Genomic DNA, 23675 nt, shown 5'->3' on the forward strand with positions numbered 1-23675 from the left:
TGTCCGGCCCTAGCGGTACTGCTCCCACTCCGGGCTGAGCGCGATTTTCCGGAGCTGCTCCTCGGTGAGGGCGGGCGTCTCGCGGCTCGGGGCGTCGTGCTGGGTCGCGGCGTTGAAGGCGCTGACGACGACCCGGAAACCGTCGGTGCGCAGGGTGTCGACGGTCCACATCACGGCGCCGGCCACGCCCTTGTCGCCACCGCTCGCACGGAAGCCGACCTTCGTCCCGTCCGGCAGGGTCTCGGCCCCGTCCCCGAACAGCTCGCCCGCCGCATCGCCCATGCCGCGCTGGACGTCGATCTGGAGGTAGCTCCTGCCCTTGCCGTCGTCGAGGACGACGTAGGTGTAGTCGCGTCCCTTCTCGACGACCTTGATGTTCTTGGGGAGGAGGGCCTGGAGGGTGCCGAGGACGGCCTCGGTGGTCGGCGGCTCGGCGGTCTCGTGGCCCGGGGTGGCGGAGGCGGTCGGCTTTTTCGGGTCCTCGGGAATGGAGTCGACGTATCCGCGCCACACCTTCGCCGTCACCAGGTCCTTCAACTGCCCGGTGGACAGCGGAGGTTCGCTCCTGCTGACCGGCGCGTCCTTCTCGGCGGCGGCGTTCCACTCGCTGACGGAGATGTGCTGCCCGGTCGGGGTGATCAGGTCGGCCGACCACAGCTTGGTGTCGACGCGCCGGTCGGGATACTCGTAGCCCCGGAACAGCTTGAGCAGGGAGCCGTCCGGCAGCCGGGTGGAGTCGCAGTCGTCGTGCGGGACCAGCGCCTTGTCCGGGCAGGCGGTCGTCTCGCGGGCCTGGTCGCTGCCGGGCTCGATCCGATTCAGGCTGACGGCCACGGCGCCGGGGCCCTTTCCGTCGTCGTACACGAGACGGACGTACGGCAGCATCAGGGGGCCCTCGTCGGCGCCGCGAGCTTCCTGCGCGCTGAACTTTCCCTTGGGGAGCAGGCCTTCGAGTGCCTCGATGAGTCGGCCGCCCGTCACGGCCGGCGTCTTGGAAGGCTGCTCGGCCACGCTGGAGCTCGACGGCAGTGGCTCGGCCGCACCACCCCACGGCACGAGCAGCGCCCCGCCCACGCCGACCAGCGCGATCCCGGCCGCGCCCCCGGCCACTGCCGCCCGGCGCCTGAGCCGCAGCCGGTGACCGCGTGCCCGGCCTGCGGCGGCGAGTGCGGTGCGGTCGGTGTCGAAGCCGCCGCCGAGGTCGTGCAGGGCATGGCTGAGCTGCCCCTCGAAGCGTTCCTCGTCGTGTTCCTCGTTGAGTTCGACGGGCATGGCAAACCACCGTTTCTCGAATGGGGGTCGTCAGGAAGTCGCGTACTCGCTCAAGTCCTCGCCCAGCAGCTCCCGCAGCCGCCCGAGCGCCCGGGTGCACCGCGTCCGCACCGCCGCCGAACTGGCGTTGAGGGCATCCGCGGTCTCCTCGACGGACCGGTCCTCCCAGTACCGCAGGACGACCACCGCCCGGTCCTTGGCGGGCAGCCGGGCCAGCGCCTGGAGCAGCGTCAGCCGCAGCGGCAGATCCCCCGGCCCGCCGCTCTCGGCCGCACGGTCGGGCAGCACGTCCGTGGCCCGCTCGGTGCTGCTGCGCCGCCGCTGATGGGCGAGGAAGGCCCGGGTCAGCACGGTCTGCGCGTACCCGGCGGGGTTGTCCACCCGGGACACCCGGCCCCAGCGGACGTACAGCCGGCCCAGCGTCTCCTGCACCAGGTCCTCGGCGAGATAGGTGTCCCCGGCGGTCAGCAGACAGGCCGACCGGTACAGATGCCCGGCCCTGGCCACGGCGAACTCCGCGTAGTCGTCCGCGCGGGCCTGTCTCATACGTCCCCCTTGCTGCGGTGCCCTTCACTTCACTGATGCGGTGGGGCAGGGAGAATGTTTCACCTCAGCACTGAAAAACTTCGAGACGTCGCAGCGAGCACGAGAATCCAGGAAGCCACCGATGACCGAGCAGCCGGGCTTCGGCCCGCCCCCGCCCCCGCCGCAGTACGCGCCCGCGCCGCCCGCCTACGCACCGGTCCCGCCCTACCCCGCCCCGGCACCGGCCGGCCCCGAGTTCCTGGCCGTCGACAAGCACAACGCGGTCGTCGTCGACGTGTCCGGTGTCGCCTTCGAGCTGTCCGGCCACACGCTGGAGTTCCGCTGGCCGGAGATCCACGGTGTCCACTACCGGGCGAGCCCCGACGGCAAGGCCCTGATGGTGGCCGTGGTCCATCCGGACGGCCGGTTCCACGAGTGCGTGGTGGAGGCCAAGCCCCGGGCCAGGCTGCAGGAGTGGTTCGCGCAGCTGGCCTGGGTGCTCGGCCACTATCGTCCGGCGGGGTGAGCTACGGCAGCGCGTGCACGTGCGGGCCCACCGCGTTCGACCAGGCGTTGCCCGCCGTCGCGTCCCAGTTCGTCGACCAGGTCATCGCGCCCCGCAGGTCGGGGTACGTCCGCGAGGGCTTGAAGGAACCGCACCCCGTGCCCTTGGCCAGACAGTCCAGGGCGTTGTTCACGACGGACGGAGCGACGTACCCGCTGCCCGCGCCCCGCGTCGAGGCCGGCAGCCCGAGGCCGACCTGGGACGGGGCCAGGCCGCCCTCCAGCTGGATACAGGCCAGGGCGGTCAGGAAGTCCACCGAGCCCTGGCTGTAGACCTTGCCGTCACAGCCCAGCATCGAACCGCTGTTGTAGTACTGCATGTTGACGACCGTGAGGATGTCCTTGATGTTCAGGGCCGTCTGGAAGTAGGAGTTCGACGTCGACTGCATGTCGATGGTCTGCGGTGCCATGGTGATGACCAGGGACGAGCCCGCCTTCGACGACAGTGAGCGCAACGCCTGTGTCATGTAGGTGGCGTTGAGGCCGTTCTCCAGGTCGATGTCGACGCCGTCGAAGCCGTACTCCTGCATGACGGAGTACACCGAGTTCGCGAAGTTCGTCGCGGACGTCGAGTCGTTCACGCTCACCGTGCCGCGCTCGCCGCCCACCGAGACGATGACCTTCTTCCCGGCGGCCTGCTTCGCCCTGATGTCCGCCTTGAACTGATCGACGGTGTAGCCGCCGAGTCCGGCCGAGTCCAGGTTGAAGGTCACCGCGCCCGGCGTCGTGGTCGCGTCCGCGAAGGCGACGGCGATGATGTCGTACTGCGACTGCACGTCGGAGAGCTTCTGGACGGTGGCGCCGTTGTTGAAGTTCTGCCAGTAGCCGGTCACCGCGTGCTTGGGCAGCGCCGGGCCCACCGGACCGGCCGTGGTCGTGCCCGTCACCGTCGTCGACTTCGGCGACTCACCGGCCGCGTTGGTCGCCGTGACCTGGAAGGAGTACGAGGTCGAGGCCGCGAGCCCGGTCACGGTGGCGGAGGTGCCGGACACCGCGGTCACCTTCGTACCGCCGCGGTAGACGTTGTAGCCGGTCGCGCCCGAGACGGTGTTCCAGGCCAGGGAGACGGACGAGGAGGTCGTACCCGAGACGCTGAGCCCGCTCGGGGAACCGGGGATCGTGGGGGAGGGGTCGGTGCCACCGCCGCCGTCGGGGCCGTACACGGAGAGGTCGTCCGCGTAGTAGGCCGCCTGTCCGTACCAGCCGTGGGTGTACACAGTCACCGAGGTGGTGGAGCCGCCGGTGGTGAACGTGGTGGACAGCTGCTTCCAGTTCGGCGAGTCCGGGGTCCAGGTCGACACGTCCGTCGTGCCCGTGCCCGTGACGCCGAGGTAGGTGTAGCCGCCCTGGACCCAGGCGCTCAGTGTGTACGTCGAGTTGGGCTTGACGGCGACGGCCTGGGTGCAGCGGGCGTTGTCCTGACCGGCCGGGGTGGCCTTCAGGGCGGTCGTGCCGCCGTGCACGGGGGAGGAGACGGTGCTGCCGCTGTTCGCGGAGCACGTCCAGCTGCTGAGGCCGGCCTCGAAGCCGGCGTTCTTGGCGTTGTTGACGTCCGCGGCGGACGCTTGGCCCGCGCCGAGGAAGGTCACGGAGAGGGCAGTGGTGACGGCCGCCGCCCAGAGGCGGGCCGGCCGGCTGCGGGGCCCCTGTCGTCTGTTCTTGAACCTGTCTGTGAACATGTCAACAAGTTGGTCCAGACCAATCCCGGTGTCAAGGTGTTCCGGTCGTGGAGAATTGGTGTGCGCAACATGCCCTGTTTTGACGTGACTTGTGCGACTGGAGTTGCTTCTCCGCTGGAGAGAAGCTGTTCTCCGGCCGCATAGCCGTGGATACAGTGCTCAAATAGTCACGCAATGAAGTCATCGGGGAGCTGCGCGTGCCAACTGCCATTGCCGTGACCAGTGCCGACATGGCGCTGCCGGCGCAGGACGAGCGAACCGTGCCCGCCGTCGTGCTCCAGGACCTCGAACGCGAGCCGCTGGAGCGGTCGCTGGCGGGCATGCAGACCCTCGTCGAGCAGCACGGCCATGTGATCGTCGTCTGCTCGACCGCCGCCTCCCGCGCCGTGCGCCAGCGGCTGCACACCGTTCGGTCCTTGCTTGAGAGCGACCGCATCGCCGTGTTCCGGCCCGAACTGCCCCCGCTCGGCCTCGCCGTCCTCGTCCGCCAGCTGCGCCAGCTCGCCTCCTGCGACCTCAGCCCCGGCGTCCTCGCCTCGGCCGGCCGTCTGCTCACCCACTACATACACACCGGGGCGCTCCTCGGCTCCGTCGCCCGCCTCGACCGCGTCCCCGTCGACCTCAAGTCGCACGCCAAGTCCTGGATGCCCGGCAGCCAGTTCGGCGTCCTCGCCCACCCCGCCCCGCAGCTCGTGCGCATCGGCCCCGGAGTCACCCTCCCCGGCCCCGAGTTCGGCACCTCGATGCTGGTCGCACAGGGACAACTCCAGTCCGACTGGGTCACCGCGACCCTGGCCAAGTCCTGGAACGCACAGGGGCTGCGCGAGGTCCCTCTGCCCGCCGAGTCGGCCATCTGGTGGGGGACGCCCAAGCTGATCGAGTTCTGCGCCTATCTGCCCGACCTGTCGGTGCTTTACCAGCTCGTCACCTCCGTACGGCAGAACTCCTGTCACTGGTGCGGCATCGACGTCATCGGCGACCGCTGCGTCTTCTGCTCCGCCGTCCCACCCGTCCACGAACAACCGGCCCGCGCGGGCTGACCGGACCCGAGCCCCATCCGACCGCCCCCGACCGATTCCCCCAAATTCCCATGAGGTTTCACGGTTCTTGGCTTCCTCCCCTCCTGAAGGAGGGGATTCCTACGGCTCGCGCCGTAGGGGTTCCTGCTTCATCGCCGACCGCCCCGTCCGGGAGGACTCCCGTTGAGGTCTTACACCGGCTCCACAGGCCGACACCGCCAGCCCGGCGGCGCGAAGGTTCCTGGCTGCGTTCACGTCCCGATCATGGGTCGTAGCACAGCTGTCGCACGTCCAGGTGCGGACGTTGAGCGGCATCCTGCCCTGCAGAGCGCCGCAGGTCGAGCACTGCTTGGAGGACGGGAACCAGCGGTCGATGGCGACCACATCGCGGCCGTACCAGGCTGCTTTGTACTCCAGCATGCTGCGGAACTCGCCCCACGCCGCAGCGGAGATGGCGCGGGCGAGACGACCGTTCTTCAGCAGGTTGCGAACGGTCAGATCCTCGATCACGATCGTTTGGTTTTCACGAACGAGCCGAGTGGTGAGCTTGTGCAGATGGTCCCGTCTGCGGTCTTTGATGCGGGCGTGAATGCGGGCGACCTTCCGCCGCGCCTTGGCCCGGTTGGCGCCATTCCCCTTGGCCTTGCGGGACAGCTTCCGCTGGGCTTTGGCCAGCCGGGCCCGGTCCTTGCGCTCGTGCCTCGGGTTGGCGATCTTCTCCCCGGTGGAAAGCGTCACCAGGTGGCTCAGGCCCGCGTCCACGCCCACCGTGGTGTCCGTGGCGACCAGCGGTCGCACCGCAGGATCATCGACCAGGATGGAGACGAACCAGCGACCGGCCGCGTCCTGGGACACGGTCACCGTGGAGGGTTCCGCGCCCTCGGGCAGCGGCCTGGACCAGCGGATGTCAAGGGGCTCGGACATCTTCGCCAGCGTCAGAGCGCCATCGCGCCAGCGGAACGCGCTGCTGGTGTACTCGGCGGACTTGCGGGAGTTCTTCCGCGACTTGAAGCGCGGGTACTTCGCCCGCTTGTCCCAGAACGCGGCGAACGCGCCCTGCAGGTGCCGCAGCGCCTGCTGGAGCGGCACCGAGGAGACATCGCCCAGGTAGGCGAGTTCCTCGGTCTTCTTCCACGCCGTCAGCATCGCGGAGGTGGCGTTGTAGTTGACCCGCTCCTGCCGCAGTGTCCACGCCTCGGTCCGGGCCGCGAGCGCCAGGTTGTAGACCCTCCGCACGCATCCGAACGTGCGCGACAGCTCCGCTGCCTGCGCATCGGTCGGATAGAAGCGGTATCGATAGGCCCGCTTCATGCGACTGGCCATGGCTCACAAACTCTCATGTCAACTTGTAATGGTAAGCGGGTGGTTGGACGGTGGACGGTGAATCGCCCGGTGGCGATTCGCCTTTCTCTCCACTGCCCCGCAGGGATCCGTTTCCTCCCCCGCCTGACCGCGGGGGTTTCCAAGAAGGAATCCTGATGAACTCCCGTCAGCGCCGCGGCGTGATACTCCTGCTCCTGTCGGTCCTCTGCGCCCTCGGCGCCTTCGCCGGCGTCCTGTCCGTCATCAACGACGTGAAGTCCAAGGTCGGGCCGGAGGTCTCCGCCTATCAGCTCAAGCGGGACGTCGCCCCCTACACCCCGCTCAGCGCCGCCCAGTTCGAGAAGATCGAGATGCCCGAGCGATGGTTGTCGAAGAACGCCGTCACCAGCCTGCGCGAGATCCAGGGCAAGATCGCCGTCACCACCCTGAAGTCCGGCTCCCTGCTGCAGAGCGACATGATCGTCGACCAGCCCGCCCTGCAGACCGGCGAGCAGGAGCTGGCCATCATGATCGACGCGGCGACCGGTGTGGCCGGCAAGATCACCCCGGGGTCCACGGTGAACGTCTACGCCACCTTCGAGGGGCAGAGCGACAACGACGCCGACCAGTCCCGGCTGATCGTGGAGAACGCCCGGGTCATCGACGTGGGCGAGCTGACCTCGCTCAAGCCCGACGAGGACGACCGGCGCCGGGAGCCCACCGATGCCGTACCGATCACCTTCGCGCTGGAGCCGATCGACGCCCAGCGCCTGACGTACGCCGAGTCGTTCGCCGACGAGGTCAGGCTCGCGCTGGTGGCACCCGGCGGCGACTCCGACATCCCCGCGACGAACCGCACGTACGAACTCGCCAAGGACAAGTGAGAGGCCCCCATGCCCACGAGGATCCTCCCGGCCGTCGGCGACGCGGACGCGGTCCGGTCCCTCACGACGCTGCTCAGCCAGCTCCCCGACGCCGAGCCGGTCGCCCCGGTCACCGACTCCACCCAGCTCGTCGACACCCTCGCGCGCCTGGCCGCCGAGTCCATCGACGAACTCCCCGAGGTCGTCGTCGTCCATGAACGTATCGGCCCCGTCCCGGCCCTGGAGCTCATCCGCGAGGTCGCGCTCCGCTTCCCGGCGGTGGGCGTCATACTCGTCACCTCCGACGCAGGGCCCGGCCTCTTCCAGGCCGCCATGGACTACGGCGCCCGCGGCCTGGTCGCTCTGCCTTTGAGCTACGAGGAGCTGGCCAGCCGGGTCAACGCCGTCGCCCAGTGGTCGATGGGCGTACGGCGTCATCTGGGCGCCGGCGGCGATGTGTTCAGCGGCGTCGGCGGCACCGTGGTGACGGTGAGCGGTGCGAAGGGCGGCGTGGGGGCGACGCTGACGGCCATCCAGCTGGCGCTCGCCGCGCAGGCCTCGGGCCGTAGCGCCGCGCTGTTGGACATGGATCTCCAGACGGGTGATATCGCGTCCTACCTGGACATCCAGTTCCGGCGCTCGGTGGTCGACCTCGCGGCCATCAACGACATCACGCCTCGGGTGCTGGCGGACGCCGTGTTCCGGCATGACACCGGGGTCGCCCTGCTCCTCGCCCCCGGTGACGGTGAGCGCGGCGAGGAGGTCACCGACCGGGCCGCCCGGCACATCGTCAGCGCCCTGCGGTCCCGCTACGAGGTCGTCGTCATCGACTGCGGCTCCCAGCTGTCGGGCGCCAGCGCTGCAGCCGTGGAGATGGCCGACACCGCGCTCCTCGTCACCACCCCGGACGTGGTCGCCGTACGCGCCGCCAAGCGCACGGTGCGGATGTGGGACCGGCTCCAGATCCGCAAGGCGGAGGAGACGATGATCGTCGTCAACCGCCACACCCGCGGTGCGGAGATCCAGCCCGCCCTGATCCAGCGCATCACCGGCACCGGCATCGCCGCCACCGCGATCCCCGCGAACTTCAAGGAGCTCCAGGGCCCCGTCGACTCCGGCCGGGTGCACGAACTGGACCCCAAGAGCACGATCAAGCAGGCGCTCTGGGGACTCGCGGGCGAGCTGGGGCTGGTCAAGGGCACCGAGGGCACGGTCCAGCCGCACCGCAACGGCCGGGCGCGCGGCGCGGACCGGGCGGCGCTGACCTTCCGGAGGCGGAAGGAGATAGGGCGGTGAGGCGGCGGCCCAGGGGCGACCGGGGGCAGGTGACGGTCGAGTTCCTCGGGATGCTGCCGACGATCATCATCACCCTGGTGCTGCTGTGGCAGTTCGTGCTGGTGGGGTACACGTTCACGCTCGCGGGGAATGCTGCCGACGAGGCGGCACGGGCCGGGGCGGCATCCGAGGGGCAGGCCGCCTGCCAGGAGGCCGGGCTGGCGCATCTGCCCGGCGCCTGGAAGGGCGGCGCGCGCGTGGACTGCGTGGGGGACGGCGACTACGTCACGGCCGATGTGCACCTGGAGGTGCCGGTCCTCTTCCCCGGCGCGATCGGCTTCCCGTTCACCGTCGACGGCCATGCGGGGGCCGTACAGGAGGAGAAGGGGGACTGAGATGTCGTACGACTCGAAAGTCCGGGTCCGTGACCGCGACCGCGGTCAGGTCGCCATCGAGTATCTCGGGTTCATCCCGATCCTGATCCTCGTCGCCCTGGCCGGAGTTCAGGTCGGGCTGATCGCCTACACCGCCCAGCAGGCGGGGACGGCGGCCAGGGCCGGGGCGCGGGCCGCCTCCCTCGACCCCGGTACCGCGCAGGACGGATGCGTGAACGCGGTCAGCGACTGGCTGACCGTGACCTGCTCCGAGGGGCAGGGCGACGACGAGGTCACCGTCACGGCCACCGTCGAGATCCCGTCGCTCGTCCCCGGCTGGGACTTCGACCCCGCCCAGAAGACCGCGACCATGCCGCTCGACGCTGAACGAGGATCCACATGAGCCTGAGGTCACGCATCAACACCCCCGAGGAGCACGGCAGCCGGGGCGAGGACGGGCATCTCGTCTCCTCGTACCGCGCCAAGCTCCTCGAGGAGATCGACCTCGCGGAGATGAGCTCGCTGGCCGCCGCCGAGCGCCGGGCCCGCCTTGAGCGGGTGCTCGGGCACATCATCAGCCGTGAGGGGCCGGTGCTGTCGACCGTCGAGCGCTCGCAGCTGATCCGCAGGGTCGTCGACGAGGCGCTCGGCCTGGGCATCCTGGAGCCGCTCCTGGAGGACGCCTCGATCACCGAGATCATGGTGAACGGCCCGGACGCGATCTTCGTCGAACGCGGCGGCCGGGTCGAGCAGTTGCCGCTGCGCTTCCCCTCCCACGACCAGCTGATGCAGACCATCGAGCGGATCGTGTCGACCGTGAACCGGCGCGTGGACGAGTCCAACCCGATGGTGGACGCCCGGCTGCCCTCCGGCGAGCGTGTCAACGTCATCATCCCGCCGCTGTCCCTGACCGGCGCGACCCTGACCATCCGCCGCTTCCCGCGCTCCTTCACCCTGCACGAGATGACCGGCCTCGGCTCGCTCGACGAACCCATGGTGTATCTGCTGGCCGGGCTGGTGCAGGCGAAGTTCAACGTCATTGTCTCCGGGGCGACCGGCACCGGGAAGACGACCCTGCTGAACGCTCTGTCCGGTCTGATCCCCGAGTCCGAGCGCATCATCACCATCGAGGACTCCGCCGAACTCCAGCTCCAGCAGTCCCACGTCATCCGCCTGGAGTCCCGCCCGCCGAACGTCGAGGGCAAGGGCCAGGTGACGATCCGCGATCTGGTCCGCAACTCCCTGCGGATGCGCCCCGACCGGATCGTCGTCGGTGAGGTCCGCGGCGGTGAGTCCCTCGACATGCTCCAGGCGATGTCGACCGGCCATGACGGCTCGCTGGCCACCGTGCACGCCAACAGTGCCGAGGACGCCCTGATGCGGCTGAAGACCCTCGCCTCCATGTCCGATGTCACGGTCCCCTTCGAGGCGCTGCACGACCAGATCAACAGCGCGGTGGACGTGATCATCCAGCTGACGCGGTTCCCGGACGGGGCGCGCCGGATCACCGAGATCGCGATCCTCGACAGCCATGGCGCGGAGCCGTACCGGCTGGCGACGGTGGCCCGCTTCAACGCCCGGCCCATGACACCGGACGGCCGGGTCCACGGCGCCTTCGCCTACCATCCGCTCCCGCGCCGCACCGCCGACCGCCTCTACATGGCGAGCCAGCCGATACCGCAGGCCTTCGGCGTCGCCCAGTCCCCACTAGAGCTCGCCACCCGAGAAGCCAGGTAGGACCCCGACCATGGACCTCCAGACCCGCATCACGCTCACCACCGGCATCGCGCTGCTGACCTGCGCGCTGGCCGTCGTGGGCGTCCACGCCTACGCCGCGGGCCGGGCCCAGCGCCAGGCCCTGGTCGACCGGTTGTCCGCGGCCGGCCAGCTCACCGGGGCCGGCGGCAGGCGACGCCGCTTCGCCGACCTGGACCGGCGGCTGCGCCGTACGAAACTGGGCAAGCAGTTGGAGCTGCGGCTGGTGGCGACGGGCCTGGACGTCACGCCCGGTGAGTTCTTCGTCTACATGCTGGCGACGGTGGCGGGGCTGTGGCTGACCGGCCAGGCGACGCTGGCCCCGTTCTTCGGCCCGATCGCGGGCCTGCTGGGCGTCTGGGCGGCGGTCCAGTTCCTCAACTGGCAGCGCCAGAAGCGCATCGAGCGGTTCATCAACCAACTCCCCGAACTGGCCCGCATCCTCGCCAACGCCGCCCACGCGGGCCTCGCCCTGCGCACCGCGATCGGCCTCGCCGCGGAGGAACTGGAGGCCCCGGCGGGCGAGGAACTCGCCAATGTCTCCAACCAGCTGGCCCTCGGCGCCTCGATGGACGACGCCCTCGGCGAACTCGCCGAACGCCTCCCGTCCCGGGAACTGGTCGTCCTGGTCACCACCCTGGTCCTCTCCAACCGGGCCGGCGGCCAGGTGGTGAGCGCGCTGCGCAACCTCACGGAGACGCTGGAGGAGCGCAAGGAGACCCGGCGCGAGGTCCGTACCCAGCTCGCCCAGGTGAGCATGACGTCGTACGCCGTGCCGGTTCTCGGCATCGGGTCGCTGTTCCTGATGAACGGCGTGCAGGACGGCGCCCTGGACCGGATGACCGGCTCGCCGCTGGGCCAGGGGGCGGTGCTGATCGCGTTCGGGCTGTACGCGGTGGGCTTCATCCTGATCCGCCGCATGTCGCGGATCGACGTCTGAGGAGGGACTGCTGATGACCACGGGAATCGGACTTCTCCTCGCGGCCGTCATGGCCCTGAGCGTCTGGGGCGTCTTCGCCGGCATCCGCATGTACCGCGCGGAGACCAAACTGCCCAGCGATCTCGCGCTGGCCCTGGAGGTCGGCGCCACCCGCACCGGCGCCGTGGACTCCCTCATCGACCGCATGGGCATGCGCTACGCACCCGCCGTGCTGCGCCTGATGGGCCCCAAACTGGTCGCCAAGTACCGCAGGAGGATCGACCTCGCGGGCAACCCCGGCGGCCTCACCATCGACCGCTACGCGGCCAGGCGGGCGGTGTACGGCCTCCTGGGCGCGGTCGGCTTCCTGGTGTTCCTGCTGCGGGGGCAGTTCCTGGTGGCCTTGCTGCTGCTGGCGTTCGGCGCCTTCTGGACGGAGGTCGGCATCTGGGCGGCGATCCGGATCAGGAAGGACGAGATCGAACGCACCCTGCCGGACTTCCTCGACGTCCTCGCGGTCGTCGTCAGCGCCGGCCTCGGCTTCCGCCAGGCACTCGACCGGGTCGCCTCCAAGTACGAGGGTCCCTGGGCCGACGAACTGCGCATCACCCTGCGCCAGATGGACCTCGGCATGAGCCGCCGCCAGGCCTTCACGGAGCTGCGGCGGCGCAACGACTCCGAACAGGTCGCCATGTTCGTCACCGCCCTCCAGCAGGGCGAGGAACTCGGCGCGCCGATCGTCGACACCCTCGTCGCCCTGGCCAAGGACATGCGCCGCACCGACGCACAGAACGCCCGCCGTAAGGCGGCCCGCGCGGTGCCCAGGGCCACGCTGATGATCACCACGTTCATGGTTCCGGCGACGATGCTGCTGCTGGGGGCGGGGCTGTTGCTGGGCTCGGGCACGGACTTCGGGTCGTTGACCGGGGAGTAGCGGGGAGGGACTGTGGCAGGCGTGCCGTTAAGGGTGAGAACGGGCACCAGGAGGTTCGGCTCCGGGCTGCTGCGCGGCAGGCGCCGGGACGTGGTCGGCCCGGGGGAGCCGGACCGTTCGGTGCGGATACCGCTCCAGGTCAACGCCCTCCAGGCCATGTGCCGCCAGGTCTTCGGCTTCCGCCTCGCGATGATCGCCCTCGCCGCCCCCGCGGCCCTCCTCAACGCGGCCCCCGGCCTCGGCGCCCGTCTGGTCGGCGCGGCGGTCGTGGTCACGTTCATGCTCTCCTACGCCCTGTTCCGCGACTGGGAACGCTTCGGCCCCCTCCTCCTGCGCCACCCCACCCTCCTGGCGGCGGACACCCTCTTCACCTCCCTCCTCCTCATCTCCGCGGGCCCGGACACCACCCTCGCCTACGTCAGCGTCTGCACCCCGCTGCTGGCGGGCATCGTCTACGGCTACCGGGGCGCGGCCGTGTTCGCGAGCGCACAGTCCCTGATCCTGCTGCTGGCCTACGCCATCAACACGGACGCGAGGTCGGCGAGCCTGGCGGACAAACTGCTCCTGCCGGGACTGTGCGTCATCACCGGCGCCCTCGGCTCGTCCCTGCGCCACCTCATGCTCCGCTTCGGCACGGCCACCCAGGCCCTGACGACCGTCCAGGCACGCCTCGCGGTCACCGAGGCGGTCGGCGCGGAACGGGCCCGTCTGGCCCGCGAGATGCACGACTCGGTGGCGAAGACACTGCACGGCGTGGCCCTGGCGGCGGACGGCCTCGCGGTCTCGGCGAGGACCACCCCGCTCGACCCGGCCCGCATCGCGGAACAGGCGGAACTGGTCTCCCGCTCGGCCCGCAGAGCCGCGGCCGAGTCCCGGGAACTCCTGGCGGACCTGCGCCGCGAGTCCGACCCGGACAGCATGACGGACCTGGCACCGGAATTCCTCGGCCAGACAAGGGACTTCACGGCGAGAACAGGCCTGCCGTCGACGTACGACACCACCGGCGAGGCCCCCGCACCCCCCGTCCCGCCCGCCGTGGCCCGCCAGCTCCTCACCATCACCGCGGAGGCCATGGAGAACGCCCACCGGCACGCGGACGCGACCCGGGTGGACGTGAGAGCGGGGGTACGGGCCGATGTGCTGTCAGTGACGATCACGGACGACGGCCGGGGCCTGCCGCCCGGCACCACCCTCGAACACCTGCGGAGAACCGGCCACTTCGGGCTCCTCGGCATGGCCGAGCGAGCCGCGTCGATAGGCGCCCGCATCCACTTCGGCAAGGGCGGCCACGCCCGTGGCACCCAGATCCGCCTGGAGCTGCCGCTGGCGGCCCTGACGACGACGAAGGCGGCCCCATGAACCCACCTCTGCGGATCGTCGTGGCCGACGACAACCCAGTGGTCCGAGCCGGTCTGACGGCGCTCCTGTCCACGCACGAGGACCTCACGGTCGTGGCGGAGGCGGCCGATGGCCAGGAGGCCTTGGCGGCGGCCGGCCTGCACCGCCCCGATGTGATCCTGCTGGACGTCCGCATGCCGGGGACGGGGGGTGTCGAGGCGCTGCCGCACCTGGTGCGTATCGCGCCTGTGATGATGCTGACGTACAGCAGCGAACCGGAGACGGTCCGGGAGGCCCTGCGGCTGGGGGCCGTCGGCTACCTGGTCCACGGTGAGTTCACCACGGACGAACTGGTGGCCGCCGTACGGGACATCAAGCGGGGGCGACCCCTCCGGCTCAGCCCCGGAGCGGCGGATTCACTCGCGCAAGCAAACGCCCAACTCGCCGCTGCCGTAAGCAATTCAGCGGAACCGCTTTCGCGAATGCAACCAGATGTGGGACAGTCGTCGTCGTACAGTTCGCGGTTCCGGCTGAGCAGGAGGGAGGCGGAGATCATGGACCTCATCGCAGCGGGCATGAACAACCAGCAGATCGCCGCCACCTGCTTCATCAGCGAGAAGACGGTCAAGAACCACATCAACCGGATCTTCGCCAAACTCCACAGCACCAGCCGCGCCCAGGCCGCCGCCAAGTGGCTGGGCACGGCCCCGGGTTCACACCCAGGACGGAGCTGACCGGCGATGACATATGGATGGTTTTCGGCCGAGGCATGGAATTGGGCCCAGGGACCCTCTGGCGTTCGGGGTGTCCACGCTTACGTTTCTGCCGATACTTCTCACAGGACTTGCGAGCCCCGAGGGGAACACCATGAGCAACTGGATCCACACCACCGTCGCCCACCTACGCTCGCGCGCGGCGCGCGACGACAAGGGGCAGACGGCGGTGGAGTATCTGGGCATCATCGCGGTGGTGGTGGCGATCGTGCTGGCCATCACGGGGACGGACATCGGGCAGACGATCTACGACGCCATCGTGGATCAGATCGACGAGCTCACCTGATCGGGCGGCGCGCGTCCGACGACGCAGGGCAGGCCTTCCCCATCTACATCATGGTGGTGGCGGGCCTGCTCTTTCTCGCGTTCGCGTATCTCGCGGTCGGTCAGGCCGCGGCGAATCGGAACGGCGCCCAGACGGCCGCCGACGCGGCTGCCCTGGCGGCTGCGCAGGAGACCCGCGACCTTCTGGCGGCGGACTGGCGGGACGTCGTGGCCGACCCCGCGAAGTGGCAGGAGATCTTCGACGGCGACGGCTTGCTGTTCAAGGAGTGCTGGCGGGCGGAAGAGCTGGCGGACCAGAACGACGCCAACGTCGAGGACTGCGGGAAATCGGAGGGCCGGGTCGGCTACACGGTGGTCGTGGAAGCCAACGAGTCCGTGGGCGACTCGATCGTCCCCGGCACGGAGGACTACAAGTCGACGGCGACGGCCACCGCCGTGATCGAGCCTCTCTGCGACTTCGACCTCCCCGGCGGGGACGGCGGCGAAGGTGACGAGGGCGACGAGGGCGACGGCAACGACACCCTGCCGCTTCCGCAACTCACCTGTGACGACGGGGAGTTCGAGCCGGATCCGGACGACCCGGACACCCTTCCGCACCCCGAGGACCTCTTCGACGTCCATCTGGCCGACTGACAGCGAACGACGAATGGCGAAGGAAGCAGAGGCATGAGCATTCGGTTCACCACGAAGGCCCGTAGGGGGATGGTCGCGATGACCGTCGCGGCCGGACTGGCCCTCGCCGTGGCCGGCTGCGGTAGCGGCGGAGACGACGGCAAGGAGCCGAAGACATCGGCGTCGGCCTCCAAGAGCGACGGCGGGGGGTCCGATCCGAGTGCCCAAGAGGGAACCGACGATCTCCTCGCCGAGCTCAAGGGCGAGGACGGCCTGATCCTCAGCATCACCTCTGCTCAGCGGGACTCCGGTGGATTCGTCACCGTGAGCGGCGAGTTGAAGAACGACGGCGACGAACCCGCCCGCGTCTCGGTGCGTGCGTCGGGTGACGAGACCGAGATCATCAGGCACGGAACCTCGTTCGGCGGAGCGACACTCGTCGACTCGGCGAGCAAGAAGCGCTACTACGTGCTGCGGGACACCGACGGCCGTCCCCTGACGACGACGGGCATGCCACGCATCAAACCCGGCGACTCCATCCCGGTGTTCATGCAGTTCCCGGCCCCGCCCACGAGCGCGAACGAGGTCAGCTTCCAGCTGCCGACCTTCGCCTCCGCCACCATTCAGATCTCCGGGTGAGGGCCCCATGACCCGCACCCCCCGCCTCCCCCTAACCCTCACCGCGGCCACCCTCATGATCGCCGCCAACATCATCGGCGCCACGACGGCCGATGCCGCCGACGACCCGAGCGTCCCGCCCGGCACCGAGGCCACCGCTTCCGCTCCCGTCGAGGTGGACGCCAACGACCCCGACCTCAAGCTCCCGGAAGGCGCGACGCTGGCCGAGGCCAAGGTCCTCGACATCAAGCAGGTCGTCGAGGACCAGGCGGGGGAGGAACGCCGGGAGGACACCAACGCGGACGTGAAGTTCGCGCTCCAGGCCGAGGTCCTGTTCCCCAAGGACAGCGCGAAGCTGACCGGCGAGGCGAAGGCCCGTATCGCCTCGATCGCGGAGGAGATCGGGAAGCAGAACGCCACCCGGATCCGCGTCTTCGGCTTCACCGACAACCTGGGCTCCTCGGCCCACGGCGACGTCCTGTCCAGAAAGCGCGCGAACGCCGTACAGGGAGTCCTGGAGTCGGAACTGAACGACTCCACGGTCACCTACGAGGTGCGGGGCTACGGCGAGCAGTACCCGATCTCCTCGAACGAGACGGAGTCGGGCCGCAAGAAGAACCGCCGGGTGGAGGTGTCCTTCCCGCGCTCGGACGGCTGATTCGTGCACCGGGACCGGTCCCGAGCCCTCTGGCTAGCCTGCTGCCCGTGACCGCTGATGACTCGGATCGCCGTGAATACCGCTACTCGGGCGGCAGTTGGCTGTGGGTCGGCCTGGCCGCTCCCTTCGTGGTGGGAATCGGGCTGATCGCGCAAATGGCCCAGGACGACGACGTGCCGGTGGTAGTTCCCGGCGCCATCGGCGCGGTGCTCGTAGCCCTGCTCGTGTTGGTGCTGCGCGCGAGCACGGTGACGGCGACCATCACCGACGCGACCCATCTGACGGCCCGCGGCGCCTTCCGTACCCACGTCACGGCATGGCCGGACGTGCAGGGCATCGAGATCGAGGTCAACCCCGGGGCGGGCGCGCAGGGAGCGCCGAGCCGGATGGTCGTCCTGTACGACGCGTCGGGCCGCCGCCGTATCCTGCCGCACCTCAACGACCGCAACACTCCCGACCTCGCACACGAGGTGGCGGCCCTGCGCGAGGTGTGGATGCGGCACCGGGGCGAGGACTGGACACCTGCACCCTAGGCCGCGAACAAGATCGAGTGCACGGCGGTGATGACCGGGACGGGTCCCGGGAGTTCCTCTGTACCGTGCGCCGGTGAGCTGTTCGTCATTCAGTTCCACCGTGCGTTTGCCCATCGGGAGGGACCATGAGCACGGCCCGTGAAGACGCGAAGACCGGATTCTGGATCATCGGCGGAATCGCCGCCCTGGTCACGATCGGACTTATCGTCACCCTCGCAATCGGTGGCATCAGTTGGCTGACCGCCCCGTTCCGCGGCGAAGTCGACAAGCGTGACCGCACCGAAGGTTCAGGTGCTTTCCGGATCGCCACGTACGAGGAGTTCTTCGGAATCTGCTCGACGGTGCAGTCGAAGGAAGGGGTCATCAGGACTCTTGAGGAGGAGGAAAAGGCGGCCTCCGCGTCCAGGCGCGCGCAGATCAGCACCTCCCTCACCGCCCTGAAGGCGTCCCGCATCGAAGCGGTCAACGAATACAACGCCAAAGCCGCACAGGAGCACCGGAGCGCCTTCAAGGACAAGGACCTGCCGCCGCGGCTGGACGTGAACGACCTGAACACGACGTGTGCGCCATGACGAGGGGAGAGGGCATGAAGCGCATCATCCGCACCGTACTCGGCGTCGTCACCGTCCTGGTGGTCGGCTTCAGCGCCACCGCCTGTGATGACGACTCCTCACAGGCTAAGGAGACGGAGGCGAAGGAGAAGGGCTACGACAAACTCGTGGCGAATCAGCCGATCGAGGTCCCCGAGTACTCGACGACACGCGAGACCATCAACCGATGGATCAAGACCTGGGGGAAGAACAGCTCGAAGGGCAAACTCAGCTACGTCTACCTTCAGAACGCGAAGGGCGAATACGGCTACTTCGTTCTGAAGGGGCTCCCCGTCTCGTACTGCGCGCTGGGCACGCCCCCGTCGAAGACGAAGTCCAACAACGGCAGCGGAATGGTCAACATCCCGCTCCCGGAAATGGACGGCACCTACAGCAAAGGGTCCGGGGAGTGCAACACCTACTACGGCTTCGACGCCACCACGGATGCCTACCTGGAATTCACCCTCGGCATGAACCAGAGCTTCTTCCTCTTCGACCAGCCTTCGACATTGCCGGAGTTCAGCTCCGCGTCGCAGATGGGGCCCAGCTCGATCGAGGATGTGGACCCCTGAGTACCTACGGCTGTGAAGGACCGAGGGCGGGCGGCGTCTCCTGCTCGCCCGACGGGCCGATGTCGCCGGTCTTCCACCCCGGGTCGTAGGCGCAGGGCATGGTGACGCCGCCCATGAAGTACTCCCGGTCCGGGTACCAGGTGAAGGACATCCCCTCGTCCCCCTCCTCCCCGTCGTCCCGGTGGGTGGTCAGGCGCCAGTCCTCGGTCTTTCCGCCCTCGCGGTAGGCCGTGACCTCCCAGCCGTCGTCTCTCAAGCGCTGATGCAGCCGGCGCAGGCCCGCGACGGCCTCGCTCGCGGGCACATGGTCCAGGGCCCAGCTGTGACTGATGCTGTACGCGCCGTCCACGGTCTTGTCCTCCAGCCCCAGCGGGCCGCTCGTCCAGCAGAAGTCGGAGCCGAAGGTGTTCTCCGGGCCGACGCCGCCGTTGTCCGTGGCTCCTGGCCGCACGGTGCGCGTGAATCCCATGACGTCGTACGCCTCCTGGGAACGCTGGAACGCACGGCTCGCCATGTCCCCGGGCGCGACCCGGGGAAAGTCCGTGGAGCCCCGGTTGTCCCAGGCGAGGGTGGCGATCAGAAGGAGTACGGCCCCCAGCGGCAGGCCGATGAGCGTGGCGCAGCCGCAGCCGAGGGCCCTCAGGGCGGGCGAGGGGGAACCGGACTCGGGGGCGGGGGCGGTCGCTTCGGGCATGCGGGGACGGTAAGTCGGCGGAGGAGCACGGCGTATGGGCGCGGTCACCTGGCCGGACGTAGGTACACGTACTCAATCCGCGGTGCACTCACCCGCCCTCGACCGAGACCCGCACCCCCCTCCGCAACCCCCACCCCTCCATCGCCCCGGCACCCGCCTCCACCACATGCCGCGACCGCAGCCGGGGCAGACCCAACCGCCCCGGTTTCATGGTGTGTACGGCGATGACGCGCAGGCCGCGGTCGAGATAGGCCACGTCGATGGGGATGCGCATGCGGAAGGTGTGCACCCCGCCGGCGGGGGTGAGCAGCATCGCGCCCTCGACGGAATCCCGGCCGAGCAGGCCCTTCGTACGGGCCCGGTACGACGAGGCGATCTCCAGGGGTACCGATACGTCACCCCGGTCCCCATGGACGACCAGCGCACCCCGCCCGTCGCTCAGGCGTCGCCCCATCCTCAGCCACCTCCTGGATTTCGGGTTGTCGGCGGTGTGTTACCCGGGTAGGAAAGGTCCCATGACCGGACTCGGCGCAGTATTCCGTCCCCAGCTGGCCCCCGAACGACTCCGATCCGTCGCCCGGATCGCCGATGAGGCGGGGCTCGAAGAGCTCTGGCTCTGGGAGGACTGCTTCCGGGAGGGAGGGATCTCCACCGCGGCGGCCGCCCTGGCCTGGACCGAGCGGGTCAGGATCGGTGTCGGGCTGCTGCCCGTGCCGTTGCGGAACGTCGCGATCACCGCCATGGAGGCCGCCTCCCTGCACCGGATGTTCCCGGGCAGGCCGATCCTCGCCGTCGGGCATGGAGTGCAGGACTGGATGGGGCAGGTCGGGGCGCGGGCCGAGTCCCCGATGACCCTGCTCAGGGAGCATCTCGACGCGCTGCGGGCGCTGCTGCGCGGGGAGTTGGTGACCGTCGAGGGGCGGTACGTCAAGCTCGACGACGTCGCCCTGGACTGGCCGCCCGCCGGACCCGTGCCCGTGATCGCCGGCGCCACCGGACCCCGCTCGCTGCGGCTGGCCGGCGCCGCCGCCGACGGGACGCTGCTCACCGCCTCGACCCCGCCCGAGGGCGTGCGCAGGGCGCGGCAGCTCATCGACGAGGGGCGGGAGTCGGCCGGGCGCGCCGGTGGCGAGCCGCATGAGGTCGTCGTCTATCTGCTCACCGCCACCGGCGCCGACGGGCCCGCCCGGCTCAGGGCCGAGCTGGCGGACGAGGGGCTCGCCTCGGTGCCCGATCTCGGCGTCGCCGGGGACGCGGCGGCCGTGGCGAAGGCCGTGCAGCGACTCGCGGACGCCGGTGCCGACACCGTGGTGCTGCAGCCGACCGGGGACGAGCCCGACCCGGAGGGGTTCGTGCGGTTCGCGGCGGAGGAAGTGCGGCCGCTGGTGCCGTAGGGCGTTGTCAGTGGCTGCTGCCACACTCCGGGGTATGAGCGATGACAGCGTGGACACCGCGGACGTAAGCCTCCGGGAGGTGCTGGACGCCGACCTGGAGGCCTTCCTCGTGTACGAGCACGACCCCGAGGCCCTCCGGCGGTCCAGGTTCACGCCCCGGCCGCGCGACGCCTTCATGAAGCACTGGCGGACGAGCGTGCTCGGGGACGAGACCTGTCTCGTGCGGACGGTCCTGGCCGGCGGCGAGGTGGCCGGGAGCATCGTCTCCTGGTGGGAGGGCGAGCGCCGCTTCCTCGGGTACTGGCTGGGGCGGCCGTACTGGGGGAGAGGCATCGGCACCAGAGCCCTCGCCCTCTTCCTCGCCGCAGAGCCGACCCGCCCCCTGTACGCCGACCCCTTCCATGCCAACACCGCCTCCGTGCGCCTCCTCGAACACCACGGCTTCCAGCGGACCGGCACCGTCCGGCACGGCGACGACGAGCATGTGCTGCTCGTACTCGGTGCTCAGTCCGGCCGCTGATCCCCCGTCGCCCCGTCGAGCAGCTCCCGCACGATGTCCATGTGGCCGGCGTGCCGTGCCGTCTCCTCGATCATGTGGACCAGCACCCAGCGCAGGGACACCTCGGTGCCCCGCCACGCCGGCTGCCCCAGGTCGGTCAGCGGGCGCTCGGCGATCACGCGGTCGGCAGCGGCGCGCGCACGGCCGTAGAACTCGACGATCTGCCGTGTCGTCTCGCCCTGGTCGGCCCGCATGTCCTCGTCGCTGTACGGGTCGAACCACAGCGGCTCCACCTCACCGCCGAACGTCGACACGAACCAGCCGTACTCCACCGAGCCGAGGTGCTTGACCAGGCCCAGCAGATTGGTGCCGGACGGCGTCATCGGTCGGCGCAGCCGCTCGTCGTCCAGCCCTTCCAGCTTCCCCAGCACCGCGTCCCGATGCCGGTCCAGGCTCGCCCGGAGTGTTTCCTTCTCGCCCGCCGTGTACGTCGTCGAGTCCGTCATGGCGCTGAAAAATAGCAGCGGCCACCGACAACGCCCTGCGATCATGACGGGATGGGACAGGGGAGCAGGTCGTTCGAGGAACTCGTCGCCGAGGGCGCCGCCGTGCCCACCGAGGGCTGGGACTTCTCCTGGTTCGAGGGGCGGGCCACCGAGGCACGGCCCAGCTGGGGGTATGCCGTGTCCCTGGCCGACCGGCTGGCCGGCGCGACCGCCGCGCTCGACCTCCAGACCGGGGGAGGGGAGGTCCTCGACTTCGCCCTCGGCCGGGCCCCGAAGGCGCCCGTGCTGACCGTCGCCAGCGAGGGCTGGCCGCCGAACGTCGCCAAGGCCACCGCCCTGCTCGCCCCACGCGGAGTCGCGGTCGTCGCCGCGCCGGAGGACGCCCCGCTGCCGTTCGCCGACGAGGCGTTCGATCTCGTCAGCAGCCGGCATCCGGTGCGGGCCAACTGGGCGGAGATCTCCCGCGTCCTGCGGCCCGGTGGCACCTACTTCGCCCAGCATGTCGGGCCGCACAGCGTCTTCGAACTCGTCGAGTACTTCCTCGGCCCCCAGCCCGAAGAGGTCCGCACCGGCCGCGACCCCGGCCGTGAACGGGCCGACGCGGAGGCCGCCGGCCTGGAGATCGTCGACCTGCGCGCCGAGGAACTGCGTATGGAGTTCCACGACATCGCCGCGGTCGTCCACTTCCTGCGCAAGGTGGTGTGGATGGTGCCCGGCTTCACCGTCGAGACGTACCGCCCCCGGCTGCGCGCCCTGCACGAGCGGATCGAGTCCGAGGGCTCTTTCGTCGCCCACAGCACCCGCCACCTCTTCGAGGCCCGCAGGCCATAAGGGCCCCGCCTCATGCGTGCGGCCCGACCGTCACCTCCCCGAGCACCAGTTCCGCCTTCGCCTCCAGCACTTCCCCGACCCGCTCCGCCTGCTCGCCCAGCTCCCGCTCCTGGCGCGCCGTCAGGGACCGCCCGATCAGCTCCACCGTGACCGTCGTACGACGCCCCTGACGCCGCTGGTGCCAGACCCCCGCCACCCGGCCGTCCACCAGCAGCACCGGAAAGTTCCCGGCCTGCCCGCCCGCGAGCGCCCGCCGGTACGCCTCCCCGGGGAACAGCGACTCCCGGGGCTGCGCGGCGATGGCGTACGCGTCGAAGTACGGCAGCAACCGAACCCCCCGCACCCGCCCGCCCGGGAACTCCGTGTCCCCCGCCGCCACCCAGGCCACCGCCCCCTCGAAGGCGACCTCCTCGATCTCCCCGGCCTCCGCCAGTCGGGCGAACAGAGAGGCCACCCAACTCGCCGGTGCCGCCAGCCACTTGGTGAAGTTCTGGGGCGTGGCCGGACCGTACGCGCGCAGATACCGCCGTACGAGCTCCCGCAGGGCCGCCTCACCCGGCAACGGAGCGAAGGACGGCGGTCGGGTGTACGTCACCTTGCGGCCCCGGTTCGGGCCGGCGCACAGGGCGCCGGACTGGCCGGCCCGGTGCATGACCTGCCGCCAGCGCGGCCACAGATCCTGGAAGGCCGGCATCACCAGGTCGCCGGCCCAGGGACCGGTGCGCGCCACGACCTCCTCGCCCAGCTCCTCCACGGTCAGACACACCCCGTCGAGCGCGTCCCCGATCGCCGCCACGATCTGCTCCGCCTGCTCCTCGCTGACCCGGACGTCCGGCGCGAACGCGCTCGGCCCCGTCGGAATCGCGGTCAGCGCCCCGCACCACAGGGGCAGTTCGGCGGTGGGCAGCAGATGTACGGTCCCCCGCGGTCCGAACGTCTTCACCAGCGAGCGGTCCTCCCACAGCGCGGCCCGCACCTCCGCCCGCGTCACCCCGGCCGCCCGCACCCCCACCGACACCTCGGCCGCGGACAGCACCTGCGCATGCGCGCCGAGCATCGCCCCGACCACATCGGCGACCGGAGTGCCGGGCGCGGCGGGCCGGGCCAGGAACTGCCGCTCCAGCCGTCGCGCACTCGCCTCGTCCCAACTCCTGGATTTCGCTGTCCTAGAGGTCATGGAGCGACGGTAGGCCGGATATAGGTCGGAACCCGTCCGCTAACCCGCTCCCCGGGGGTGCCGTGTCGGTGCAAACCGTATATCCATGGGCAAATAGCCCCGACCACCTGCACA

At 70.1% G+C, this 23675-nt stretch carries 29 protein-coding genes; 21 read left to right on the plus strand and 8 right to left on the minus strand.

The genetic code is table 11. The annotated features are described in order from the left end of the window. Window positions 1-9: 9 nt before the first annotated feature. On the minus strand, window positions 10-1272 hold the full coding sequence (locus IE325_RS09390; protein ID WP_190069317.1) for a hypothetical protein: 1263 nt from the start codon (window positions 1270-1272) through the stop codon (window positions 10-12). A 30-nt stretch (window positions 1273-1302) separates the two neighbouring features. Beyond that, window positions 1303-1818, minus strand: coding sequence for a SigE family RNA polymerase sigma factor (locus IE325_RS09395; protein WP_190069318.1), 516 nt, complete (start codon window positions 1816-1818; stop codon window positions 1303-1305). Between the two features lie 121 nt (window positions 1819-1939). Here IE325_RS09395 and IE325_RS09400 point away from each other — a divergent pair, with 121 nt between their 5' ends. Beyond that, a complete protein-coding gene (locus IE325_RS09400) occupies window positions 1940-2323 on the plus strand; it encodes a hypothetical protein (protein WP_190069319.1) in 384 nt (127 codons plus the stop codon). Window position 2324: 1 nt separating this feature from the next. Here IE325_RS09400 and IE325_RS09405 read toward each other — a convergent pair whose 3' ends face one another. Then, complete coding sequence (locus IE325_RS09405) at window positions 2325-4040, minus strand: chitinase (protein WP_190069320.1); 1716 nt, start codon at window positions 4038-4040, stop codon at window positions 2325-2327. Between the two features lie 230 nt (window positions 4041-4270). Between IE325_RS09405 and IE325_RS09410 the strand changes: the two genes are divergently transcribed. Continuing rightward, window positions 4271-5080 (plus strand): hypothetical protein, encoded by an 810-nt coding sequence (locus tag IE325_RS09410; protein WP_229911764.1) that lies wholly within the window; start codon window positions 4271-4273, stop codon window positions 5078-5080. Window positions 5081-5179: 99 nt separating this feature from the next. Here IE325_RS09410 and IE325_RS09415 read toward each other — a convergent pair whose 3' ends face one another. After that, a complete protein-coding gene (locus IE325_RS09415) occupies window positions 5180-6382 on the minus strand; it encodes an RNA-guided endonuclease InsQ/TnpB family protein (RefSeq protein WP_190069322.1) in 1203 nt (400 codons plus the stop codon). 155 nt (window positions 6383-6537) lie between these two features. Between IE325_RS09415 and cpaB the strand changes: the two genes are divergently transcribed. From cpaB to IE325_RS09490, 16 genes are all read left to right on the plus strand, one after another. Beyond that, window positions 6538-7245 (plus strand): Flp pilus assembly protein CpaB, encoded by a 708-nt coding sequence (gene cpaB, locus IE325_RS09420; RefSeq protein WP_190069323.1) that lies wholly within the window; start codon window positions 6538-6540, stop codon window positions 7243-7245. A 9-nt stretch (window positions 7246-7254) separates the two neighbouring features. Further along, the gene (locus tag IE325_RS09425; protein ID WP_190069324.1) at window positions 7255-8520 is read left to right on the plus strand and encodes a CpaE/TadZ family protein; all 1266 of its coding nucleotides are present in this window, start codon (window positions 7255-7257) and stop codon (window positions 8518-8520) included. A 50-nt stretch (window positions 8521-8570) separates the two neighbouring features. Continuing rightward, window positions 8571-8894: a pilus assembly protein gene (locus IE325_RS09430; protein ID WP_229911765.1), complete on the plus strand. Its 324-nt coding sequence runs from the start codon at window positions 8571-8573 to the stop codon at window positions 8892-8894. 1 nt (window position 8895) lies between these two features. Further along, the gene (locus IE325_RS09435; RefSeq protein ID WP_190069326.1) at window positions 8896-9276 is read left to right on the plus strand and encodes a TadE/TadG family type IV pilus assembly protein; all 381 of its coding nucleotides are present in this window, start codon (window positions 8896-8898) and stop codon (window positions 9274-9276) included. Further along, window positions 9273-10610: a TadA family conjugal transfer-associated ATPase gene (locus tag IE325_RS09440; RefSeq protein WP_190069327.1), complete on the plus strand. Its 1338-nt coding sequence runs from the start codon at window positions 9273-9275 to the stop codon at window positions 10608-10610. The genes IE325_RS09435 and IE325_RS09440 overlap by 4 nt, the downstream gene beginning before the upstream one ends. Window positions 10611-10620: 10 nt before the next feature. Next, window positions 10621-11568, plus strand: coding sequence for a type II secretion system F family protein (locus IE325_RS09445; RefSeq protein WP_190069328.1), 948 nt, complete (start codon window positions 10621-10623; stop codon window positions 11566-11568). 13 nt (window positions 11569-11581) lie between these two features. Then, entirely contained in the window at window positions 11582-12481 is a 900-nt protein-coding gene (locus tag IE325_RS09450; protein ID WP_190069329.1) for a DUF5936 domain-containing protein, read from the plus strand. A gap of 90 nt (window positions 12482-12571) precedes the next feature. After that, window positions 12572-13840 carry a sensor histidine kinase gene (locus IE325_RS09455; protein ID WP_229911766.1) on the plus strand — a complete coding sequence of 423 codons (1269 nt, stop codon included), beginning with the start codon at window positions 12572-12574 and terminating at the stop codon, window positions 13838-13840. Then, window positions 13837-14553 carry a response regulator transcription factor gene (locus tag IE325_RS09460; RefSeq protein ID WP_190069330.1) on the plus strand — a complete coding sequence of 239 codons (717 nt, stop codon included), beginning with the start codon at window positions 13837-13839 and terminating at the stop codon, window positions 14551-14553. The genes IE325_RS09455 and IE325_RS09460 overlap by 4 nt, the downstream gene beginning before the upstream one ends. A gap of 133 nt (window positions 14554-14686) precedes the next feature. After that, window positions 14687-14878, plus strand: coding sequence for a Flp family type IVb pilin (locus IE325_RS46010; RefSeq protein WP_229911733.1), 192 nt, complete (start codon window positions 14687-14689; stop codon window positions 14876-14878). Then, window positions 14878-15510: a pilus assembly protein TadG-related protein gene (locus IE325_RS46015; protein WP_373315144.1), complete on the plus strand. Its 633-nt coding sequence runs from the start codon at window positions 14878-14880 to the stop codon at window positions 15508-15510. Before IE325_RS46010 ends, IE325_RS46015 begins: the two co-directional genes overlap by 1 nt. Window positions 15511-15543: 33 nt before the next feature. After that, complete coding sequence (locus IE325_RS09470; protein WP_190069332.1) at window positions 15544-16128, plus strand: hypothetical protein; 585 nt, start codon at window positions 15544-15546, stop codon at window positions 16126-16128. Window positions 16129-16135: 7 nt separating this feature from the next. Next, window positions 16136-16765, plus strand: a complete 630-nt coding sequence (locus IE325_RS09475) for an OmpA family protein (protein WP_190069333.1) — start codon at window positions 16136-16138, stop codon at window positions 16763-16765. 47 nt (window positions 16766-16812) lie between these two features. Further along, complete coding sequence (locus IE325_RS09480; RefSeq protein ID WP_190069334.1) at window positions 16813-17298, plus strand: PH domain-containing protein; 486 nt, start codon at window positions 16813-16815, stop codon at window positions 17296-17298. 125 nt (window positions 17299-17423) lie between these two features. Continuing rightward, window positions 17424-17870: a hypothetical protein gene (locus tag IE325_RS09485; protein WP_190069335.1), complete on the plus strand. Its 447-nt coding sequence runs from the start codon at window positions 17424-17426 to the stop codon at window positions 17868-17870. A gap of 14 nt (window positions 17871-17884) precedes the next feature. Further along, complete coding sequence (locus IE325_RS09490; RefSeq protein ID WP_190069336.1) at window positions 17885-18460, plus strand: hypothetical protein; 576 nt, start codon at window positions 17885-17887, stop codon at window positions 18458-18460. Window positions 18461-18464: 4 nt separating this feature from the next. Here the strand turns inward: IE325_RS09490 and IE325_RS09495 are convergent, their stop codons facing one another. Then, the gene (locus IE325_RS09495; protein WP_190069337.1) at window positions 18465-19154 is read right to left on the minus strand and encodes a hypothetical protein; all 690 of its coding nucleotides are present in this window, start codon (window positions 19152-19154) and stop codon (window positions 18465-18467) included. 88 nt (window positions 19155-19242) lie between these two features. Further along, window positions 19243-19608 (minus strand): DUF192 domain-containing protein, encoded by a 366-nt coding sequence (locus IE325_RS09500; RefSeq protein ID WP_190069338.1) that lies wholly within the window; start codon window positions 19606-19608, stop codon window positions 19243-19245. Between the two features lie 34 nt (window positions 19609-19642). Between IE325_RS09500 and IE325_RS09505 the strand changes: the two genes are divergently transcribed. Both IE325_RS09505 and IE325_RS09510 read left to right on the plus strand, forming a co-directional pair. After that, a complete protein-coding gene (locus IE325_RS09505; protein ID WP_268256340.1) occupies window positions 19643-20548 on the plus strand; it encodes an LLM class flavin-dependent oxidoreductase in 906 nt (301 codons plus the stop codon). Window positions 20549-20582: 34 nt separating this feature from the next. Beyond that, entirely contained in the window at window positions 20583-21068 is a 486-nt protein-coding gene (locus IE325_RS09510) for a GNAT family N-acetyltransferase (RefSeq protein WP_190069340.1), read from the plus strand. Here the strand turns inward: IE325_RS09510 and IE325_RS09515 are convergent. Next, window positions 21053-21553, minus strand: a complete 501-nt coding sequence (locus IE325_RS09515; protein ID WP_190069341.1) for a DinB family protein — start codon at window positions 21551-21553, stop codon at window positions 21053-21055. The genes IE325_RS09510 and IE325_RS09515 overlap by 16 nt on opposite strands. A gap of 51 nt (window positions 21554-21604) precedes the next feature. On the opposite strand from IE325_RS09515, the gene IE325_RS09520 reads away from it, so the two are divergent. Next, a complete protein-coding gene (locus IE325_RS09520; RefSeq protein ID WP_190069342.1) occupies window positions 21605-22384 on the plus strand; it encodes a class I SAM-dependent methyltransferase in 780 nt (259 codons plus the stop codon). Between the two features lie 10 nt (window positions 22385-22394). On the opposite strand, the gene IE325_RS09525 is transcribed toward IE325_RS09520, so the two are convergent. Then, on the minus strand, window positions 22395-23561 hold the full coding sequence (locus tag IE325_RS09525) for a winged helix DNA-binding domain-containing protein (protein WP_190069343.1): 1167 nt from the start codon (window positions 23559-23561) through the stop codon (window positions 22395-22397). Between the last annotated feature and the right edge of the window lie 114 nt (window positions 23562-23675).

Origin of the sequence: Streptomyces lanatus (assembly GCF_014655715.1) — a bacterium.
In the GTDB taxonomy this organism is placed as follows: domain Bacteria; phylum Actinomycetota; class Actinomycetes; order Streptomycetales; family Streptomycetaceae; genus Streptomyces; species Streptomyces lanatus.

Coding starts and splice junctions, on each gene's coding strand:
- IE325_RS09490 (WP_190069336.1), top strand. CDS start 17,885: ATGAAGCGCATCATCCGCACCGTACTCGGCGTCGTCACCGTCCTGGTG.
- IE325_RS09510 (WP_190069340.1), top strand. CDS start 20,583: ATGAGCGATGACAGCGTGGACACCGCGGACGTAAGCCTCCGGGAGGTG.
- IE325_RS09415 (WP_190069322.1), bottom strand. CDS start 6,382: ATGGCCAGTCGCATGAAGCGGGCCTATCGATACCGCTTCTATCCGACC.
- IE325_RS09400 (WP_190069319.1), top strand. CDS start 1,940: ATGACCGAGCAGCCGGGCTTCGGCCCGCCCCCGCCCCCGCCGCAGTAC.
- IE325_RS09520 (WP_190069342.1), top strand. CDS start 21,605: ATGGGACAGGGGAGCAGGTCGTTCGAGGAACTCGTCGCCGAGGGCGCC.
- IE325_RS09495 (WP_190069337.1), bottom strand. CDS start 19,154: ATGCCCGAAGCGACCGCCCCCGCCCCCGAGTCCGGTTCCCCCTCGCCC.
- IE325_RS09430 (WP_229911765.1), top strand. CDS start 8,571: ATGCTGCCGACGATCATCATCACCCTGGTGCTGCTGTGGCAGTTCGTG.
- IE325_RS46010 (WP_229911733.1), top strand. CDS start 14,687: ATGAGCAACTGGATCCACACCACCGTCGCCCACCTACGCTCGCGCGCG.
- IE325_RS09515 (WP_190069341.1), bottom strand. CDS start 21,553: ATGACGGACTCGACGACGTACACGGCGGGCGAGAAGGAAACACTCCGG.
- IE325_RS09450 (WP_190069329.1), top strand. CDS start 11,582: ATGACCACGGGAATCGGACTTCTCCTCGCGGCCGTCATGGCCCTGAGC.
- IE325_RS09500 (WP_190069338.1), bottom strand. CDS start 19,608: ATGGGGCGACGCCTGAGCGACGGGCGGGGTGCGCTGGTCGTCCATGGG.
- IE325_RS09390 (WP_190069317.1), bottom strand. CDS start 1,272: ATGCCCGTCGAACTCAACGAGGAACACGACGAGGAACGCTTCGAGGGG.
- IE325_RS09485 (WP_190069335.1), top strand. CDS start 17,424: ATGAGCACGGCCCGTGAAGACGCGAAGACCGGATTCTGGATCATCGGC.
- IE325_RS09460 (WP_190069330.1), top strand. CDS start 13,837: ATGAACCCACCTCTGCGGATCGTCGTGGCCGACGACAACCCAGTGGTC.
- IE325_RS09445 (WP_190069328.1), top strand. CDS start 10,621: ATGGACCTCCAGACCCGCATCACGCTCACCACCGGCATCGCGCTGCTG.
- IE325_RS09435 (WP_190069326.1), top strand. CDS start 8,896: ATGTCGTACGACTCGAAAGTCCGGGTCCGTGACCGCGACCGCGGTCAG.
- IE325_RS09475 (WP_190069333.1), top strand. CDS start 16,136: ATGACCCGCACCCCCCGCCTCCCCCTAACCCTCACCGCGGCCACCCTC.
- IE325_RS09440 (WP_190069327.1), top strand. CDS start 9,273: ATGAGCCTGAGGTCACGCATCAACACCCCCGAGGAGCACGGCAGCCGG.
- IE325_RS09410 (WP_229911764.1), top strand. CDS start 4,271: ATGGCGCTGCCGGCGCAGGACGAGCGAACCGTGCCCGCCGTCGTGCTC.
- cpaB (WP_190069323.1), top strand. CDS start 6,538: ATGAACTCCCGTCAGCGCCGCGGCGTGATACTCCTGCTCCTGTCGGTC.
- IE325_RS09425 (WP_190069324.1), top strand. CDS start 7,255: ATGCCCACGAGGATCCTCCCGGCCGTCGGCGACGCGGACGCGGTCCGG.
- IE325_RS09525 (WP_190069343.1), bottom strand. CDS start 23,561: ATGACCTCTAGGACAGCGAAATCCAGGAGTTGGGACGAGGCGAGTGCG.
- IE325_RS09470 (WP_190069332.1), top strand. CDS start 15,544: ATGAGCATTCGGTTCACCACGAAGGCCCGTAGGGGGATGGTCGCGATG.
- IE325_RS09405 (WP_190069320.1), bottom strand. CDS start 4,040: ATGTTCACAGACAGGTTCAAGAACAGACGACAGGGGCCCCGCAGCCGG.
- IE325_RS09395 (WP_190069318.1), bottom strand. CDS start 1,818: ATGAGACAGGCCCGCGCGGACGACTACGCGGAGTTCGCCGTGGCCAGG.